The organism is Enterobacter cloacae complex sp. IR5412 (genome assembly GCF_049237385.1).
Lineage (GTDB): Bacteria > Pseudomonadota > Gammaproteobacteria > Enterobacterales > Enterobacteriaceae > Enterobacter > Enterobacter intestinihominis.
The window spans coordinates 150791-167571 of sequence record NZ_JBMKHQ010000009.1 but is presented as its reverse complement, the minus strand read 5'-3'; the positions used below and the strand labels follow the sequence as shown (position 1 = coordinate 167571).

General features: G+C 47.4%; 12 protein-coding genes. 4 read left to right on the top strand and 8 right to left on the bottom strand.

Annotation, left to right across the window (positions count from 1 at the left end; all coding sequences use genetic code 11):
- The first annotated feature begins 81 nt into the window (after positions 1-81).
- Positions 82-1089, top strand: coding sequence for a LacI family DNA-binding transcriptional regulator (locus ACOTX2_RS17005; protein ID WP_063148084.1), 1008 nt, complete (start codon positions 82-84; stop codon positions 1087-1089).
- Here the strand turns inward: ACOTX2_RS17005 and fosA are convergent.
- Positions 1075-1500, bottom strand: a complete 426-nt coding sequence (fosA, locus tag ACOTX2_RS17000; protein WP_063148083.1) for a FosA/FosA2 family fosfomycin resistance glutathione transferase — start codon at positions 1498-1500, stop codon at positions 1075-1077. The two genes, ACOTX2_RS17005 and fosA, sit on opposite strands and share 15 nt — an antisense overlap.
- Before the next feature lie 198 nt (positions 1501-1698).
- Between fosA and trpS the strand changes: the two genes are divergently transcribed.
- The gene (gene trpS, locus ACOTX2_RS16995; RefSeq protein ID WP_063148082.1) at positions 1699-2703 is read left to right on the top strand and encodes a tryptophan--tRNA ligase; all 1005 of its coding nucleotides are present in this window, start codon (positions 1699-1701) and stop codon (positions 2701-2703) included.
- Positions 2704-2778: 75 nt separating this feature from the next.
- Here the strand turns inward: trpS and ACOTX2_RS16990 are convergent, their stop codons facing one another.
- The 3 genes from ACOTX2_RS16990 to ACOTX2_RS16980 form a co-directional block, all read right to left on the bottom strand.
- The gene (locus tag ACOTX2_RS16990; protein ID WP_063148081.1) at positions 2779-3042 is read right to left on the bottom strand and encodes a hypothetical protein; all 264 of its coding nucleotides are present in this window, start codon (positions 3040-3042) and stop codon (positions 2779-2781) included.
- Entirely contained in the window at positions 3017-3547 is a 531-nt protein-coding gene (locus ACOTX2_RS16985; RefSeq protein WP_063148080.1) for a DUF2778 domain-containing protein, read from the bottom strand. The genes ACOTX2_RS16990 and ACOTX2_RS16985 overlap by 26 nt, the downstream gene beginning before the upstream one ends.
- Before the next feature lie 163 nt (positions 3548-3710).
- Entirely contained in the window at positions 3711-4178 is a 468-nt protein-coding gene (locus tag ACOTX2_RS16980; RefSeq protein WP_074136376.1) for a SymE family type I addiction module toxin, read from the bottom strand.
- 301 nt (positions 4179-4479) lie between these two features.
- Here ACOTX2_RS16980 and ACOTX2_RS16975 point away from each other — a divergent pair, with 301 nt between their 5' ends.
- Both ACOTX2_RS16975 and ACOTX2_RS16970 read left to right on the top strand, forming a co-directional pair.
- A complete protein-coding gene (locus tag ACOTX2_RS16975; protein WP_063148079.1) occupies positions 4480-5349 on the top strand; it encodes a phosphorothioated DNA-binding restriction endonuclease in 870 nt (289 codons plus the stop codon).
- 761 nt (positions 5350-6110) lie between these two features.
- Positions 6111-7763: a DUF262 domain-containing protein gene (locus ACOTX2_RS16970; protein ID WP_074136375.1), complete on the top strand. Its 1653-nt coding sequence runs from the start codon at positions 6111-6113 to the stop codon at positions 7761-7763.
- A 295-nt stretch (positions 7764-8058) separates the two neighbouring features.
- Here ACOTX2_RS16970 and ACOTX2_RS16965 read toward each other — a convergent pair whose 3' ends face one another.
- The 4 genes from ACOTX2_RS16965 to ACOTX2_RS16950 all read right to left on the bottom strand — a co-directional run bounded on the left by ACOTX2_RS16965 (position 8059) and on the right by ACOTX2_RS16950 (position 16774).
- Positions 8059-10674, bottom strand: a complete 2616-nt coding sequence (locus tag ACOTX2_RS16965; protein WP_421625948.1) for a DEAD/DEAH box helicase family protein — start codon at positions 10672-10674, stop codon at positions 8059-8061.
- 9 nt (positions 10675-10683) lie between these two features.
- Positions 10684-12561 (bottom strand): DNA methyltransferase, encoded by a 1878-nt coding sequence (locus tag ACOTX2_RS16960; protein ID WP_063148077.1) that lies wholly within the window; start codon positions 12559-12561, stop codon positions 10684-10686.
- A 796-nt stretch (positions 12562-13357) separates the two neighbouring features.
- Positions 13358-14053, bottom strand: coding sequence for a hypothetical protein (locus tag ACOTX2_RS16955; protein ID WP_004177607.1), 696 nt, complete (start codon positions 14051-14053; stop codon positions 13358-13360).
- 387 nt (positions 14054-14440) lie between these two features.
- Positions 14441-16774: a primase-helicase zinc-binding domain-containing protein gene (locus tag ACOTX2_RS16950; protein WP_063929336.1), complete on the bottom strand. Its 2334-nt coding sequence runs from the start codon at positions 16772-16774 to the stop codon at positions 14441-14443.
- Positions 16775-16781 lie beyond the last annotated feature (7 nt).

Genomic DNA, 16781 nt, shown 5'->3' with positions numbered 1-16781 from the left:
TTCGATGAATGAGAAACGTGATCGGCGGCGCTAAAGCGTGCGGTTAGGGTATGATGCGAATTCGCGAAAGGGAGAGGACGGATGAAGCGAAAAACGAAAGTGACGATGAACGATATTGCGCGGGCGGCGGGCGTGTCGCAGGCGACGGTATCGCTGGTGCTTAACCAGTCCCGCAACATCAAGCTCAGCGACGACACCCGCCAGCGGGTGATCAACGTCGCTACCGAGCTCGGCTACGACCGTCTTCCTGCCATTCACGCTCCGCGCAACCAGGAGGAGATCGCCCTGCTGGTCAGCTCGTTGCAGAGCTTCGACCCGTTTATCGACGCCATCAGCCAGGCGCGGGAAGCGGCGTGGCGCAACGAAACGTTGCTCACCGTCTACGACTACGGCGACGACGTGGAGCTGGCCCTGAACATCATCCGCCAGCTGGACAAGCGCAACTGCATCGGGATTATTCTTGCCTCTCCGGTCACGAACGTCGTCGATATGACGCCATTTCAGGACTGTACCCGCATCCCGCTGGTGCTGCTCAACCAGCGCGACCCTGGCTCGCCGCTGATGCCGTCGTTTATCCCGGACGACTACGCCAACGCCTTCCAGGTGACTAAACACCTCATCGCCTGCGGCGCCAGCCGTATCGCCCACATCACCGGCGAGAGCTGGATGGAGGCCTCGCGCCAGCGTCTGGCGGGCTACCAGGCGGCATTGAAGCAGGCCGGTTTAACGTGTGACGAGAGCCTGGTGCGCCAGACCAACTGGCAGTTCAGCGAGTCCTTTACCGCCACCACGTCCCTGCTGGAACTGACCGAACGCCCGGACGCCATTTTCTGTGCCAGCGACTGGCTGGCGATTGGCTGCTACCAGGCGCTGGCGGTGAATGGCGTGCGTATCCCGCAGGACATGCTGCTGGCGGGCTACGACGACCAGAAGATTTCCGAACAGCTAACCCCACCGCTGACCAGTATCCAGCTGCCCTACAGCGAGCTGGGACGGCTGGCGGTGGAGTACCTGTGCAATCAGGAAGATGCCGCCACGCACGTGACGCTGGCGGGCAGGCTGAAGGTGCGCGCCTCAAGCCCCGTCTGAAGTAAATACCATGCCCGCATAGGGCTTCTCGCGACACGCCGCCAGCCGCGCGGCGAGGCTGCCCACGTGCAGCTCCAGCTTGTGCCCGTCCGGGTCGAGAAAATAGAACGACGCCCCCTCGCTTTTGTTCTGCTTCCAGACGGTGACGCCCGCCTGCTCAAGCCTTTGCGAGAGCGGTTCAAAATCCTCTTCCGCCACGGTAAACGCGTAGTGGGTGTAGTCGCTCTCCTGCGGCGGCACGTACTGGCGCGCCTCGTCGTAGGACAGGCAGACCCACAGTTCGCCGCAGGTGAGATAGGCCCCGGTATTCCAGCGGGCGTGCAGCGTCAGCCCCAGCAGCTCGTGCCAGAAGGTGACGCTTTTTTGCAGGTCGCTGACCGCGAGGGTCAGATGATTGAGAGATTGCAGCATGACGTGCCCTTTTGTTTTTCGCGCCGGACGTGGTACGGTAAAGAGATGAACATAAACCACGCCGTGCTCACCGTAAACCGCTGGTGGCTGCCTTCTTAAGGCGGCACGGAGTAGTTTTCCCCATTTTCTGATAGCCGCCGAAAGGCGGCTTTCACTTTTCTAAGACCCCTTTCGGCAATTGCACATTAAGGAGTCTTTATGAACACACCAACCATCCTCACCGGCGACCGCCCAACCGGCCCGCTGCACCTCGGCCACTTCGTCGGATCGCTGCGCCAGCGCGTCGCGCTCCAGCAGACGCACAACCAATTTGTGCTGATTGCTGACCTTCAGGGGCTGACCGACAACGGCAGCAACCCGCAGAAGATCCGCGACAACATCCCCGAAGTGCTGGCCGACTACCTCGCCGCCGGCATCGACCCGAACCTGACCACGATCTGCCTGCAGTCCGCCCTGGCCGCCCTCGCCGAGCTGACGATGCTGTATATGAACATCGTCACCGTCGCCCGCGTGGAGCGTAACCCGACGGTGAAAAACGAGATTGCGCAGAAGGGCTTCGCCCGCTCGCTGCCGGTCGGGTTTATGGCCTACCCCATCAGCCAGGCGGCGGACATCACCGCGTTTAAGGCCGAGTGCGTGCCCGTCGGCGACGACCAGTTGCCGATGATTGAGCAGACCAACGAGATTGTGCACAAGATGAACAGCCTGCTGCCCGCCCCGGTGCTGCGCCACTGCAAGGCGATGCTGAGCGACACCAGCCGCCTGCCCGGCATCGACGGCAGCGCCAAGATGTCGAAATCGCTGGGCAACACGCTGCACCTGTCGGCCAGCGAAGAGACGATCCACCGTGCGGTCAGCGCCATGTACACCGACCCGAACCACCTGAAGGTGAGCGACCCGGGGCAGATTGAGGGGAACGTGGTGTTTACGTACCTCGACGCGTTTCATCCGGACAAGGAGAAGGTGGCGGCGATGAAGGCGCATTATCAGGCGGGCGGGCTGGGTGACCGGGTTTGTAAGAACGAGCTGGAGGGGTGTTTGCAGGAGCTGATTGCGCCGATGCGGGAGCGGCGGGCGATGTATATGCGTGACAAGGGCGAGTTAATGACGATGCTGAAGCGCGGCACGGAACGGGCGCAGGGGGTGACGCAGGCGACGTTGAGGGAGGTGAAGGTTGGGTTGGGGGTACCGGTGTTTAGTTAAAGTAGGTTTAGCGGTGGAGTGCGTGGAATTGGCATGAAGCCGCTTAATTGTTTTAGAAAGCAGCTATGAAATATCTCAAGCACGTTTCAGGCTGCATATCTTTCGGATGATATACATCAGTAGCGCGTTAACGACGACCATCATCCCACACAACACCCACAGGAATGATGGGTCTGCTTCACCATCAGCAAACCCCAGACCGGTACGATTTAAAAAATCATTGCTGGCTTGAGACAAGTAATCGAGCAAGCCTCCCAGAGGAAACAGGACGATAAAGAAGGAAGCAATGAGGCATGCCAGACCAATCAGGATATTATTTTTTAACTTTGCATGAAGCATAATCAGCCCTTCCTGTCACATCAATACGTCCATATGCCATCAACCCTTTACCACCAGGAACACGAATCTTCTTACGTGCAAGCAAAGATTGTCTGACCAGTTGAAAATCAGGGATATTATAGAACGTTATGCATCCCCACGACTCTCCCTCACCATTCGGCCTCAATGGATGAAGTCGAAATGAGCCTCTGTCGACCCCATTCACAAATACGTTATCAGCCATGGTCGAAGCGTTAAACAAGCCGAACCATTCAGAATGATCGGTCCCGTTCTTGAAGTCTTTTACAAACCGCTCAACCCGATTAGCAATACTGCCTTCCGGTGCATCAACGATCCAGTACGTACCCACAGGTAATGCAGCATTCCTGATAAAGGCACACTCTGCGATATTGGTTACGGGGTCTATCCCTGAAAAAACGGGAAACGTCCCAACGCCATAAACGTGTAGTTTCAGCCTTCGTCCATCGGCTGAGACATCGTTGTAATCCATCCTACAAATCTGCATAGCAATCCTCCCTGTCGCTTTGCGGAGAATGTTACAACCGATTTATTGAGTGCACCAGCGGTGATAGATAATTCACGTGAAAAACAAAAAAAATACGGACATGCGCATTCATGCCCGTATTGATTTATCCTTTTACAGGATCACTGAGGTGGAAATTTATATATTATTTTGCAAAACCATTTCCGCGTTTCACCATAGGTATATCTCCCGTATCATTCAGCGCCCCCGGAAACGTTTTTAACCACTGCACGACTTTCTGTTTATTTATATTCACCACACTCATACCTTCCAGGCATCCCCATAATTCTCTTGTATGCTGCGGAGTAATCACAATGCAGTCTTTCATGGCGCGGATTTTTACCGGCATACCATTGATAAAGCCTGCACGGGTTAACCAGTCGCCACCCAGAAGAAGGTATTTCATGTCTATGCGCGCATAGAGTTCGCAGCAGGCGGCACTGTCCTGCGGTGTTTCCGCGCGTGGATGGACGGGTGCCACGTTGGTCTGGTTGCCGTGCAGACGGCGGGCGCTGTTTTTGCGTACCAGCTCGCGGTTTTCAATCATGCCGGCGAAAGCATCTGATTCTGTTTTGCAAACAGTAAACTCTGGCTTAAAATTCGTCGCAGCCATTTTCAACTCCTCAGTAGTTGGTAGTGGTTAGCGGTATGGGGGTGTTGCAGCACCTTCATATCGCGAATTCCTCGTTTAAATTTCTTTGATACTTCCTTTTGCCGTACGGCGTAATTTCTGGTGTTCATTATACAGGGCTGAATATAAATACAGCGGTTTGGTGTGGGGTAAATTTGAAATTTGCGAGGGTGATTCAGGAAATAGGGTTCTGTGGGGTAAGCTCATGTTTTTGTTGATTGTGGGTTGATTGGTCTGGGTTTTGCGAGCATCATCGCAATTATTTACCTTCTTCCGTAACGCGATGGCTTCCAGCAAAACTCTCGAACAGGCAATTGCCGACATCACCATCTGGCGCAAAGGCGAACAGCGTGCGCCGCATAAGCCTTTATTGCTTCTGTACGTGCTGGCGAACTATCAGCAAGGGCATGCGCGACTGTTTGATTACGGAACCGAGGTCCACGAGCAGCTGCTTTGCCTGTTAGAACGCTTTGGCCCACAGCGGAAGGCACATTACCCAAATATGCCCTTCTGGCGGCTCAAGAGGGACGGATTTTGGGATCTTCAGAATACTGAGTTCTGTTCGACCACTGGCAGTAAGCAACCGCCTGTTAAAGAACTTGTGGAACATAACGTCGCAGGCGGGTTTGATGAAGAACACTTTGCGTTGCTGAGTAAGAATAGAAACCTGATCGGCTCGCTGGCGCAGCAGATCCTTGAAGCACACTTTCCAGAAAGTATTCAGGAAGAGCTCGCGGATGAGATGGGCTTTGATATTCAGCAGATCCGTAAGGTTCGCGATCCGTTTTTCCGTCAGCAGGTGCTGCGTGCGTATAACTATGAGTGCGCAATCTGTGGATTCAACATGCGGCATGATAACGCCTCTGTTGGACTTGAAGCCGCGCATATCAAGTGGAAGCAGTTTGGCGGACCGTGTGAGATCCCGAACGGACTGGCGTTGTGTGCGATTCATCATAAGGCGTTTGATAAAGGATCTATTGGGCTGGATGAGAATATGCGTTTGCTCGTGTCCGAGGCGGTGAATGGGAATGGGATTGTTGGGCGGTTGTTCTGGGATTTTGCTGGGAAGCAGATTGCGTTGCCGATGGTTAAAGGGATTTATCCAAGGGAGGGGTTTGTTGAATGGCATAGGAAGGAGGTGTTTAGGAAGTGAATGCGAAGCCCGGACGCGAATTTATCAACAATAAACAAACATTAATACAGTCTTACTAACTATACATACCTAAATCAGTACTAATATTCGCAAGTCAAATTCAATTCAAAACAAACCGTAAAAGGTGGATAACAATTCATCCCTTACAACATCCATATGGCTATAAAACAAGATTTATGCGCGCAGGATAGTTTTTTACATTGATATAATCCTACCTTAAAAAGTCAACTGTGAGTTAAAACGACCAGTAGCGTTAAATTTACTACTATTACGCTAGTCCCGAATGCAAATCCATACGCCTGTTAACTGGATTCAGAGTACCTTCGTTTCTCAATTGTTGAGCGGCCTTACATATGTCATATTGCTAAGTAAAACAGCACATTGTCTGAATCCCTGAGTTGATCATCTTAGTCATCTCAACATACCTAGAAACTTTTCTTGGCCAAGCAGTGCCACCCTGAGCCTGAAGACACTGAATGTTCCATTTTTTCATACTTTCCTTGCTTACCATCATATTTTCTGCTCATCGCCCATTCTCTATACATCGCAATAGTAATGCAGATGTTTTTTGTACAAACCAGCCTGAGCTGAAAAATTTATTGGTTTTGAGCAAAAAATAGCCATAAATTGTTTGCATTATGTCACAATTTTTTGCTGGTCATGGCTTTTAGGTGACCGCGATGACATGAGTGTATATATAGTTGCCTTTCAAATATATTAGCATGATAATATGATCATCATTATTCAGATTGGATGAAAAAATGGAAGCTAAAGAGTGTAAAGTTCAAGATATCCTTACAGAGAATAAAAGATTTATTATACCATCCTATCAACGCCCATATAGCTGGAGCGTTGATAATGCGGAGCAACTCATTGATGATATTTATAAAAGCTCCCAATCAGATGAAAGCGAATATTTCATAGGAAGTATGATTTGTATTAGTAAAGGACAAAATAATTTCGAGGTTGTTGATGGTCAACAACGTTTGACAACATTAAGTATCATTGTCTCTGAATTAAAAAAGATAATCCCATTACAAGGTATCAAGGATGATCTGCAGAAAAGGGTCTTGCCAATTGACGTTTACTCAGAGGAAACTGAAGAGCCAAGATTAATCGTAAGGAAAAAAGAGTACGAGCTTTATAAATATTACATTCTGCAAGATTTAAAAGATTATAAACCAGAAAAACCTTCAGACACCGATTTAGTTTTCATCAGTAACTCTGAAGTCATAAGAAATTATTTAACTCAGTTATCTGTTAATGATCTTAAATTGTTAGCAAAATATATACTCCAAAATGTATATATTGTATTTGTTCAAACTGATGATATTGTTTCTTCATTTAGATTATTTAACGTTTTAAATAGTCGTGGCTTACCTTTAAGCAATGCTGACTTATTAAAAAATGCACTTTTTGAATCAGCATCAGCACATAATAAAAAATCAGAGCAAATCGAGTCGGCCTGGTCTCAAATTGAAGATATGGTCGGTGTAAGAAAACTTGATAAATTTCTTACCCTCCATAAACTTTCTGAGAAAAAAGATCGCGACAGAGTTTTGCAAAAAGGATTCGAATCTTTCATTGAAAACTTACAGGAGCAATTTGCTGGCGATGCTATTGCGATGTCTTTAATGTTAGTGAACTCTGCAAAAAATTACACAAAAATATTAGAAAATGATTTCGAACATCCTTCAATAAGGAGAAAGATAGCATCACTTAGTAATCTTGGCGTAGACGAGTGGATTCCACCTATAATGGCATTCATGAATCGAATGGCTCGTTCCGACAACTTTACTATGGAGGATTTCTCACAATTTATAACTAGTTTCGAAAAGGTCTATATGCATGGCTGGTTGAAAAAACAAATTAAGAGCCAAAGAGAAATGGTCTGCTATTCGACACTTGTTGCTGTAAATAATGACATGTCTTTCCCTTCAATAATCAATCAGATTAATCAACATGCCGATAATGTCGGATTTTCCTTGGCACTCGACGATGACTTATATGAACCCAGACCTAACCAAGTGAATTTAATAAAAGCAATTCTTCTTCGCTTGGATATGGAGCAACAAGACGAAAGCGTTATTAAAACATACACTGGACGAATTACTATCGAGCATATATTACCTCAGGCTTTAGTTAATGAATATTGGATACAGAGATTCAATCCACAAGAACATATTTACTGGTTACATAAAATTGGCAATTTAACCCTAATCAGCGGAAGTAAAAACTCAGAAGCGCAACACTATGACTTTATTAAGAAAAAAACCATTTATGAGAAATTAAATAGTAAGAGTTCATTTGATTTAACAAAAGATGTATGTAAATCGGAATGTTGGGGGATTGAAGAGCTTAAAGACCGACATGAAAAAATGAAGCTACAGCTAAAAGAACTATGGTTAGTATAAATCCCAGCCCGACTAATAAAACATACCTATGGTAGGTATGTTTTATTCATAGGACTGAAACGCAAATTTTTATATTGTTAATATTTAAATATAGATGAAGTAGGATGATTCAGTCAGTCACGGAGATCTCGCAACCAAGGTTATAAGGGCGACCTGCTCCCGTTGATTAATACACCGTGATGTTATTTATGTCTTTTTTAGCCACATGAGGGCATCAGCATGAAGAAACGCTTTAACATGAATTTGTCTGCATCTTCAGCTTCGTATACAAAAAAGCACCCGAAGGTGCTTTTCTTTATGCCATAAGTGTTTCAAATTCTTTTTCAAATTCAGTCATTCTTTCTCTACTATTGTAGAACGGTAGCCCCCATACAACATACTTCTTGTTTGAGAATAACTGCTCAATTTCGAAGTGCTCCTTGATGCTCACCAAGAACTTTTCCTTCCACTCATCAGCCTTCAGCAGATGTGTACCCTTGGGTTCAACAAATACCTGATAGTGCATAGTATTTGTTTTTTCCTTACCTATCAGATACAGGATGAAGTCCGGTTCAAATGGACGACCATCTTCAAAGGCATAAATCTTGAAATGCTTTTCATTCCGAATCAGATAAGCTTCTGAATAAACCTTGGACAGCTCCTTGTACTTCTTATCAATGTATTGAATCAGAAGTTTTTCTTCAGAAGTCCCAAAGCAATCATCAAAGACAAACCATGCCCTTGTCGTCAAATCCAAGTGGTAGGCCGTTTCGGTAACATTGTTCATGGACTTGCCGAACTCTTGATCTTCGCCACCATCAATCATGAAGTTCAAGGTCTTGTCAGTGAATACTTCCTTTATCATCCGCGGTGTGAACTCCTTGCTACCCTTGAACTCAATCTTGTCAGAGGCAATCACACCACTGATTTCACTGAGCACCTGGATCGCAGCATCAAGCTTCTCATCCGGAGATAGGTTTGCTACCTGTTCGGGTAGCCCAGTAACCTCAATTTTTATCCTGCCAAGGTAGCTATCTGATGTGATGAATTCAGTCACCGACCTCAGGTTAGGCAGATATTTTTTTAGGCTGGAGAACTCATAAAACTCGATCCGCTGAAGAGCCTTCCTAACAACGGCAGTCCCAAAATCCTTCAGCAAGTAGTCCTTGCTTTCTTTGTTAGCACCACGATCGTTATCTTGAGCTTCAAAGGCAACAATACTCCTAGTATAACCAGTCCTCAACGACACATGGTGTGTCCTGTTGATGATGCTACTTTCTAGGCCGTTGATATCTTCGCGCAAATACTTCACACGGTCATTTAAGAAGACATGGCCAGCCTTGAAGAGAGCAGTTTGCTTGAAGGAATCCTTCAAGTGAATCTGTCTTTCCTTGGTTTCCTTTGCCTTCATACCGATTTCTTGCAATGCGGTATTTAGCTCTTGGATGTACTTTGGGTTGTACGCACTGTGATAGTAGAGCTCTTCACAGATTCGCATTTCATGGTCGAGATCAGAATCAAACTTTCGGCGATACAACGGTTCATCATCTGCAGTCTGGAAAGGGCAGTAACGAGCACCACGACCAATCAACTGTGCTTCGCTCATCGTTGTCTTTCCGATCTTCCCACCCTTGCTATCGCGAGTGTCATAAAGACGAACTATGTCAAAGAGGTTAAGAACATCCCACCCCTCATTAAGCTTATCTACTGCAAAGACAGAACGATATTCGTTCGTTTCTAATGAGTTCACTGCTAACTGCTTTGCCACAGAATCTTCTTTGCTATTAACTGAAATAAGCTTCTCTTCAGAGAAATCTTCCTTCAACTCAATGATCAGGTTCTCCAACGAGATATTGTTCTTTTCCAGATAGGCAAACACCTTCAAAATCGTTTCATCACTGCTACGATTTTTAATAGCTTGCAGTGTCTCTGCATTTAGAGTTTTGATGCATAAAACAAAGTCTTCAAAGAATGCTTGGCTGTCTTTAATAGTTTTGGACTTGAACATAATGACAGGCTTGATGTGCAACCTGTTCTTCTCAAAGATTTTGCGCCGATACTGGCTCAGAAGCACGGCCTGCAATGCTCGATCAATGATTGGCAAGTCAGCCTGCAAGACCTTTACTTCCTTGGAATATCCATCTTTTCTGAATTCCTTTAGAGGATAGTCAAACAGGAGTTTTGGCAGATACTTTGCCTTCAGATTGTCATCACTGAAATCAACGGTAGCAGTGAATTCAAGAAGCAAGTTAGCAGTGTTTGCACGGAAGATTTTTTCGACAGTGCCTTCCCAAGACACAATTCCAAAAAGCTCTTCTTGGTCAACTTCTTTACCCTTCTTGGTGTCAGCATTGATGTGATGGGCCTCATCAGAAATCAGAACGATTTTCTGGTCTTCAAAGTCATCATAGGTAAGACTATTTTCCTTGGGTGTATTCAAAGCCATGTGCAGACCTTGAATAGTAGAGAAAACAATGTTTATGTCATCGGGATTGACACTCTGGAAGTTTTCAACTTCACGTATGGCAACCCGCTTGTCGCCAAAACTAATAGTTTCAGCGAACAGATATTTCTTGGACACAGAGTTCAGGAAGTTGTCTCTGGTCTTCTCAATGATGTTGCTGTTATTCACGAAGAACAGAAAATTCCTGTACCCCTTTTCATAGAGATAGGAAATCAAACCAGCCATCATCAAGGTTTTGCCACTGCCTGTTGCCATGTGGAAGAGCAGTTGGTGATTCTGACGAGGCTTGCCATCAAAAGCCTCTTCCCAGTAGTTCTTGAAAAACTTAAAGGCTCGTTCCTGATAGGGGCGCATAGGGAAAGCAGGATTCAAGTTACCAGTAATGGAATCTGGTAGCTTCGTTCCTTCAATCGATCTTTTCCCAAGTTCTTCAATAAGGACTTGGGACAGTGTTTTCACATCGGTCATTCCAAATCCTTAAGCAAAAAACTTCTTGTTCATTGCCTTATCGGCATCAGAAATTTCATAGGTAGCATCATCAATTTCGGATAATGGAACATACAACATGTTCTTATCCAAAGTCTCAATCAAGAATTTCTTCTGATCGGCAAAGCTCAATTCAACAAAATCATTCTTAGATTCGTCAAATGCCTTTGGATTTACACGATAAGACAAAAATGCCTTGTCTTGCATCGTGCTCCAGATAGTCAGAAGCTCTTCAGGTGATTTGGCAGAGTGAATGGCATCAACAAAGATCTGATTGGCTTGAGCAAGTTCGCAATAGACGAACTCACCACCACCATCCCATTTAACATCTTTTGAAATGCCGCCTTGCTCACCTTCAATCACTTTGACAAGGCGAGCAATAGAAACATCATCTATATAGTCCATTTGCTCAATGCCAATGAATTTCCGGTTCATTTTCATAGCTACTGCACAAGTTGTTCCAGCTCCCATGAAGAAGTCCATGACCAAATCACCTTCTTGCGATCCGATTTCAAGCACTCGCTTGAGCAATCTTTCAGGCTTTGGTGTTTTGAACAGATCAGCAGTGGCCATGTCTGGGAATAGTTTTTTCAACTCATACTTAGCCTGACGATTGTGACCAGTGACTTCATAGTCATCCCAAATGCTAGATGGTGCTTTACCTTTCTGGTTGACCAGATAAGTTTTTTTGAGAATCCGTGTTTCATCAGGGAAGATGATTTCACCTGTTCTGATGAATTCCTCTACCTTCTCTTTTGACCATCGCCAACCATTGTTTGGCGGGGGGATTTTGTTTCCTTTTGGAGTGATAATGTCATACTTCAAGTTTTCACGCGGGTTTGGTGAAGACACATTTCCAGAAAACCATGGTCCCTTTGGATCATTGTCTGGGTTAGAATAGTGTCCATTGTCTTCATCCGTTCTCTCCAGACGATAAGTCAACCAGCCTGGTTTCTTTGAATAGACAAGAATGGTGTTGTGGTCAACAGAGAACCGTTTAGCATCATTATTTGAAGAGTCAGCAGATCGCCATGCCAGCGATGTCACGAAACAATCTCTTCCGAAAATTTGATCACAAATAACTTTTAGATAGTGGCATTCGATTTCATCAATGGTTATCCAAATGGAACCATTAGGGTGCAACATCTGTTTTGCAGCTTCTAACCGGTTCTTCATGAAAGTCAACCATGTTGAATGGCTAAAACTATCGTTATACCTAAAACTATCATTACCAGTGTTGTATGGTGGGTCAATGTAGATCAGGTTTACTTTTTCAGAGTATTTCTGTTTCAACGAATGAAGAGCCAGCAAGTTATTCCCCTTGATGATCAAGTTTTCTTCACAACCAAAGTCAACAACCCCCTTATGTTTCCCACCGCCAAAGTGTTTAAATGAAGTCAACGCTTTAGGGGCGAGAAGCCTGTCTATTTGATCTGGTGCCAACACCTCATTCCAGAAAATTTCTTTTCTTTTTGCATCTTCATTGTCTTGAGAACCTTCTAAAACACAATCTTTGTAAGGCCAAGCAAGTACGACATCATTGGTGTCAATTAAGTATTCATCGTCAGCCAAAAGACCAATCTTGTTCTTGAATGCCGTAAAGCTATCAGGCAAGAACGTTTTGTTACTCACAAATTTTTGAAATTTGATTTTGTCAAAAATCAGGACTCCGTCGACTTCGCAAAAAAAATGTTTCTTCAATGACTCACTTTTAAGAAGCTGTTTCAGCAATAGTGGATCAAGACTGAGTGCCAACTCGACCACTTTATTCTTCGTCAACTTACCTTCAGACACCAAACGGTCATCACAAGAAAGCAGTTCAATAAGTTGTTGGAAAAGATTTTGCATGTTTTTCTCTGTCAATTTCATTTATTTACCAGCATCTTCATCCTACATTCACCGAATAGCTGTACTTTGCAACTTCAACACCTCTGGAACAAATTTGCAAGACTCACCACCGCCACCACAGCCGAGAAAAACCACGTCAATGAGAAGTTCTAAAGATTTAGTGGGTCAAAAAGCCGAGTAGAAATCAGTTTTTCTTCTCGGTTTTCTGGTGTGCGGTCTCTTTATCCGGCATCTCTAACTGATTCAACACTCATTCAAACATGACCTATGCGTCAATAGAACTGCCCTGTGACAAACGCAAATCAGGAACAAACGCCGTTTCAGTCACATAAGGGTTCTGCAGGCATGTTTTGACGCCCCAACCATCTCTTCTTTATCATTCGAGCGCAGCATATCAACCTTGTTCAGACAGACCACTATGAGCTTGCCATGCTGTTCCCTCCCTGTGGTACAAGCATTATCGAACCGGAAATAACATCATCTGTACCAACATCTGTTGGTAGATGTACGTTGAAGTCGGTTGACCTTGAGAGAGTTAATATAGCGGGAATGATGTGTAAATACTGGATTTCAGGCACAAAAAAAGACGTCCGTTGACGTCTATTGATGTTCCGATGGTGCGAAGGCCGGACTCAAAACACAATATAACTAATTGATACAAAAGAATTTAATATTGCTAACTCAAAAATATGCCCCTTTTTGTGCCCCCAGCCGTTTTGTTGCCATTGTATGGATAACGAGTTGAAGCATATACCTTTTATGGATAGTTATTCTTACCGGTTAGGTTCCGTCATGCGGATCCTTACCAGAACAAAACTTAACAACCCATTAATTTGACAGCCGCCCTGATATAACTCTCTTCAGGTTTAAATCGTGACATGTGTCGCACGCAGATAACCGGAATATTTCTACTGTTAAGATTGGCCATAAATGCGAAAGTAGTGTGGTAGCCTTTCGGCTGAGAAAATTTGAGAGTAGTTGCATCGCCAAAGTGCTTTAGCAACAAACTCGCGGCTGAGAGTGACTGGAGACTGTTGCTATATGCAACGATCAAATCTGGTTCGCTCAAATGGGCTGTTACATGCTCAAAAAATGCCATTGAGTTTGCTTCGATTTCATTCATTGTCATCTCGTGACGAGCTGCTTCTTTTTTCAGGGTTGCAGCATTCTGAGAACACATCATTAATGCGTTGGTATAAATAACATCTTCCCAGCTATAACCGAGGCAAGAAGGTATTTGCTGGAGTCTTTTAGCAAGATGAGTGATCCCCCATTTTCCTTGTATCCCTTCTTGAATACCTGAAATAAAAGGATGTTCATAATCTTGCAGAATAGACTGGCGGTTAGTCATGCATGAATCAGCTAACGAGCCATTAAAGCCCATCATAATCAGCCTTTTTCTCGATGGCGTTGCAGCCAAGAGGTCAAAAGCGCAGTCATAAGGTCGACCAGGCAAATCAGCCAAGTCAAAGCGGGAGAGTCCTTCTAGAATGAAATCTCTGGTCTTGTCCACTGCTTAAATCTTCTCATGAAGTTGCATAGCAACATCATACGCAAAAAAAGTTTTTTTGCATTTAACTGTTCACACTGTTCACCTCCTTGTTTTTCTTTTTAATATCATAGTGATAGATGGTGAACGGTTGGTGAAGAGTGAACAGTCAACTCTTCACCTCAGCGCGTTTCTGGCCAGTTTCCGGCGACCATCACCGCAATACGATGGTGATGAGGGGGGGTAAAAAGTTTTTTTGGGTTTAACTGTTCACACTGTTCACCTTTGGTTTTTTATTAATACTTTCATAGTGATACAGGGTGAATATACGGTGAAGGGTGAACAGTGGATTGTTCACCCTTGAGGGAGGGGCAGATACAAAAAGACCGGCGGTTGCCGGTCTGAGACAGGTTAAGTCGCGGTGGGTTCGTCGCACTTCGGCAGCCAGTCGACGTAGCTTTCTTCTTTCAGCGACAGGTTGGTCTGCATACCTTGCTTTGTGTGCCGCTTCTCATAATTCATCCCGTACTCTTTCAGCATCATGGGCAGCCCCAGCCCGAACATTTTCAGGCTGAGCACATTCCTGTAGCCGTTGGCCTCCATATAGGCCAGATACGCGTGATAGAGATATTTACGGTAATTACGCGGGATGATACTGGCATTCCCCATAAACATCCCGTTGGTCTGCGGCAGCGCCTCCAGATAGCCGCAAAAATCAAACGTCGGGTCAGCATCGCGCTTGATGCTCAGTGCCTCATCGGAGTTCTGCTGTGACTGGAGCAGGGCGCGGGCGCTCATCGGGTCGCTGAACTGCTGCATCAACTGGCGCACAATCACGGCCAGCTCGCGGGCGATTTTATCCCTGAGCTGCGGGTCGCGCTCCTCCGGGGCTATCTGCTCCGGGAAGTGGATAATCACCCGGCGACGTGACACGCCGCCGCTGCGGTCGGTGAAGCGCATCGGATTATTGTTGACCGCCAGAATCACCGCCGGAATATGCGTCGAGTACGGGTTCTGGTATTTCGGGTCGACCGACACCGCATCGCCGCCGGTGATGGCCTTGAGCCCGGCACCGTCCCCGCTCCATTTCTCCTGGTCTGGCAGACGAATGAGCGAGAAGCCAATCAGGGAGGCACGCTTACGGGGGTCTTCCAGCGTGTCGATATCGGCTGATGTGGCGTTATCCTCTCCGGCCAGCATCGTGGCGATTTCGGCGAGAATACTTTTCCCGCTGCCGCCGGGGCCGGTCACTTCGAGAAAGAGCTGCCAGTCGTAGCGGTTCGCCAGCACCATAAACAGCGCGGCCAGGATCACGTTACGTTTTGTCGGGTTGCCACTGGCCGCCCGGTCGAGCCAGCGCCAGAAGTTAGGCGCATGGGTTTCCAGCGTTTCCCCTTCTACCGGCGGGGTGAAATCCACATCGCACAGGGTGCGCAGCCAGTGCGATTTGCTGTGCGGGCTGAATATCCCACTTTGGGTATCGAGTACGCCGTTGCGAAAACCAATCAGACGGCGCGCCGGTGCCTCCTGCTGCGGAATAATCAGCTTCAGCGTCTCCACCACAGAGGTGATTCTCCCCGACGAGAACGGGGCGCGTACGCGCTGGAATAAATCAGCCACACTCCGTGAAAAAGTGGCGGCCGGGATATTTTTCCAGATGCCGTTTTCATAGCGGGACAGGAGCTGGCCGTTGGCGTCCACGGCCAGCGCTTCGCCGTAATGCTCATGCACCCGCCAGGCCTTGTCGCTGGGGCCCATGGCGGTAAATTCCGCCTCGCTCATGGTGTCAAACGGGCTTTGTGCCGCTGGCCGGATGGCGGCATAAATGGCTTTCCGCGTGGCGTCTTCCCCTTTCAGCATCATCGCATCATTCCAGTCACCAAATACCGGCGGCAGGGCGACAATGCCCTCACAGGCCTGAGCGGCTGCGGTGGCTTTGTTCTGGCCGGTGCCGTTCAGGTCACGGTCAGCGGCGAGGATAATCTGACAGGCCGGGTGTTTCTGACGGGCCAGGCTCGCCAGAGAAAGAAGGTTCACGGACGACAGCGCCACCATGACGGTTTCCCCGGTCAGGTGATGCACGGTAAGGGCAGTCGCATAGCCCTCCGCTATCCACAGGCGTTTCCCGGCCTGTTTCTGCCCGTCGATAAGATGGCATGCCCCTTTGACCTGCCCGCCCTTCAGGGTGCGCTTGAGCCCCTCAGCATTAATAAGCTGGAGGTTAACCAGCGCGCCGGTTTCGTCATACAGCGGCACCACCACATCACCGGCACGGTAAGCCACGCCGCCGGTTTTGTGAGACGCGGTCAGCGTCAGACACTCACGACCGGCAAAGCCCTTGCGGGTCAGGTAAGCGTTGCCGGTGGCCGGGCGGGTTTTCTCCAGCAGTCTGACGGCCAGCGCGGCCGCTGCTTTGCGGTCGGCCTCTGTTCCGGCCTCTGCGGCTGCCACCACCTCCGGGGCTACCGGCGGCAGATTCCCGGTGACGGCGTTCACCTTCCCGGCGGCCTCGGATGCCGATATGCCGAACACCTTCTCAACCAGTTTCAGGCCATCACCGGCACCGCACTGGTTACAGAACCATGTGCCGCGCCCCTCTTTATCGTCAAAGCGGAACCGGTCAGCGCCCCCGCACACCGGACAGGCCTGATGGCGGTTTTTTATCACTTTCATTCCCAGCGCCGGAAGAATGCGCGGCCAGTGGCCGCACGCCTGTTTTACGGTGTCCGTTACGTTCATTTTCATGGTTTTC

Excerpts from the sequence above, each read along its gene's own strand:
- ACOTX2_RS17005 (WP_063148084.1), top strand. The coding sequence starts at position 82 with ATGAAGCGAAAAACGAAAGTGACGATGAACGATATTGCGCGGGCGGCG.
- fosA (WP_063148083.1), bottom strand. The coding sequence starts at position 1,500 with ATGCTGCAATCTCTCAATCATCTGACCCTCGCGGTCAGCGACCTGCAA.
- trpS (WP_063148082.1), top strand. The coding sequence starts at position 1,699 with ATGAACACACCAACCATCCTCACCGGCGACCGCCCAACCGGCCCGCTG.
- ACOTX2_RS16990 (WP_063148081.1), bottom strand. The coding sequence starts at position 3,042 with ATGCTTCATGCAAAGTTAAAAAATAATATCCTGATTGGTCTGGCATGC.
- ACOTX2_RS16985 (WP_063148080.1), bottom strand. The coding sequence starts at position 3,547 with ATGCAGATTTGTAGGATGGATTACAACGATGTCTCAGCCGATGGACGA.
- ACOTX2_RS16980 (WP_074136376.1), bottom strand. The coding sequence starts at position 4,178 with ATGGCTGCGACGAATTTTAAGCCAGAGTTTACTGTTTGCAAAACAGAA.
- ACOTX2_RS16975 (WP_063148079.1), top strand. The coding sequence starts at position 4,480 with ATGGCTTCCAGCAAAACTCTCGAACAGGCAATTGCCGACATCACCATC.
- ACOTX2_RS16970 (WP_074136375.1), top strand. The coding sequence starts at position 6,111 with ATGGAAGCTAAAGAGTGTAAAGTTCAAGATATCCTTACAGAGAATAAA.
- ACOTX2_RS16965 (WP_421625948.1), bottom strand. The coding sequence starts at position 10,674 with ATGACCGATGTGAAAACACTGTCCCAAGTCCTTATTGAAGAACTTGGG.
- ACOTX2_RS16960 (WP_063148077.1), bottom strand. The coding sequence starts at position 12,561 with ATGAAATTGACAGAGAAAAACATGCAAAATCTTTTCCAACAACTTATT.
- ACOTX2_RS16950 (WP_063929336.1), bottom strand. The coding sequence starts at position 16,774 with ATGAAAATGAACGTAACGGACACCGTAAAACAGGCGTGCGGCCACTGG.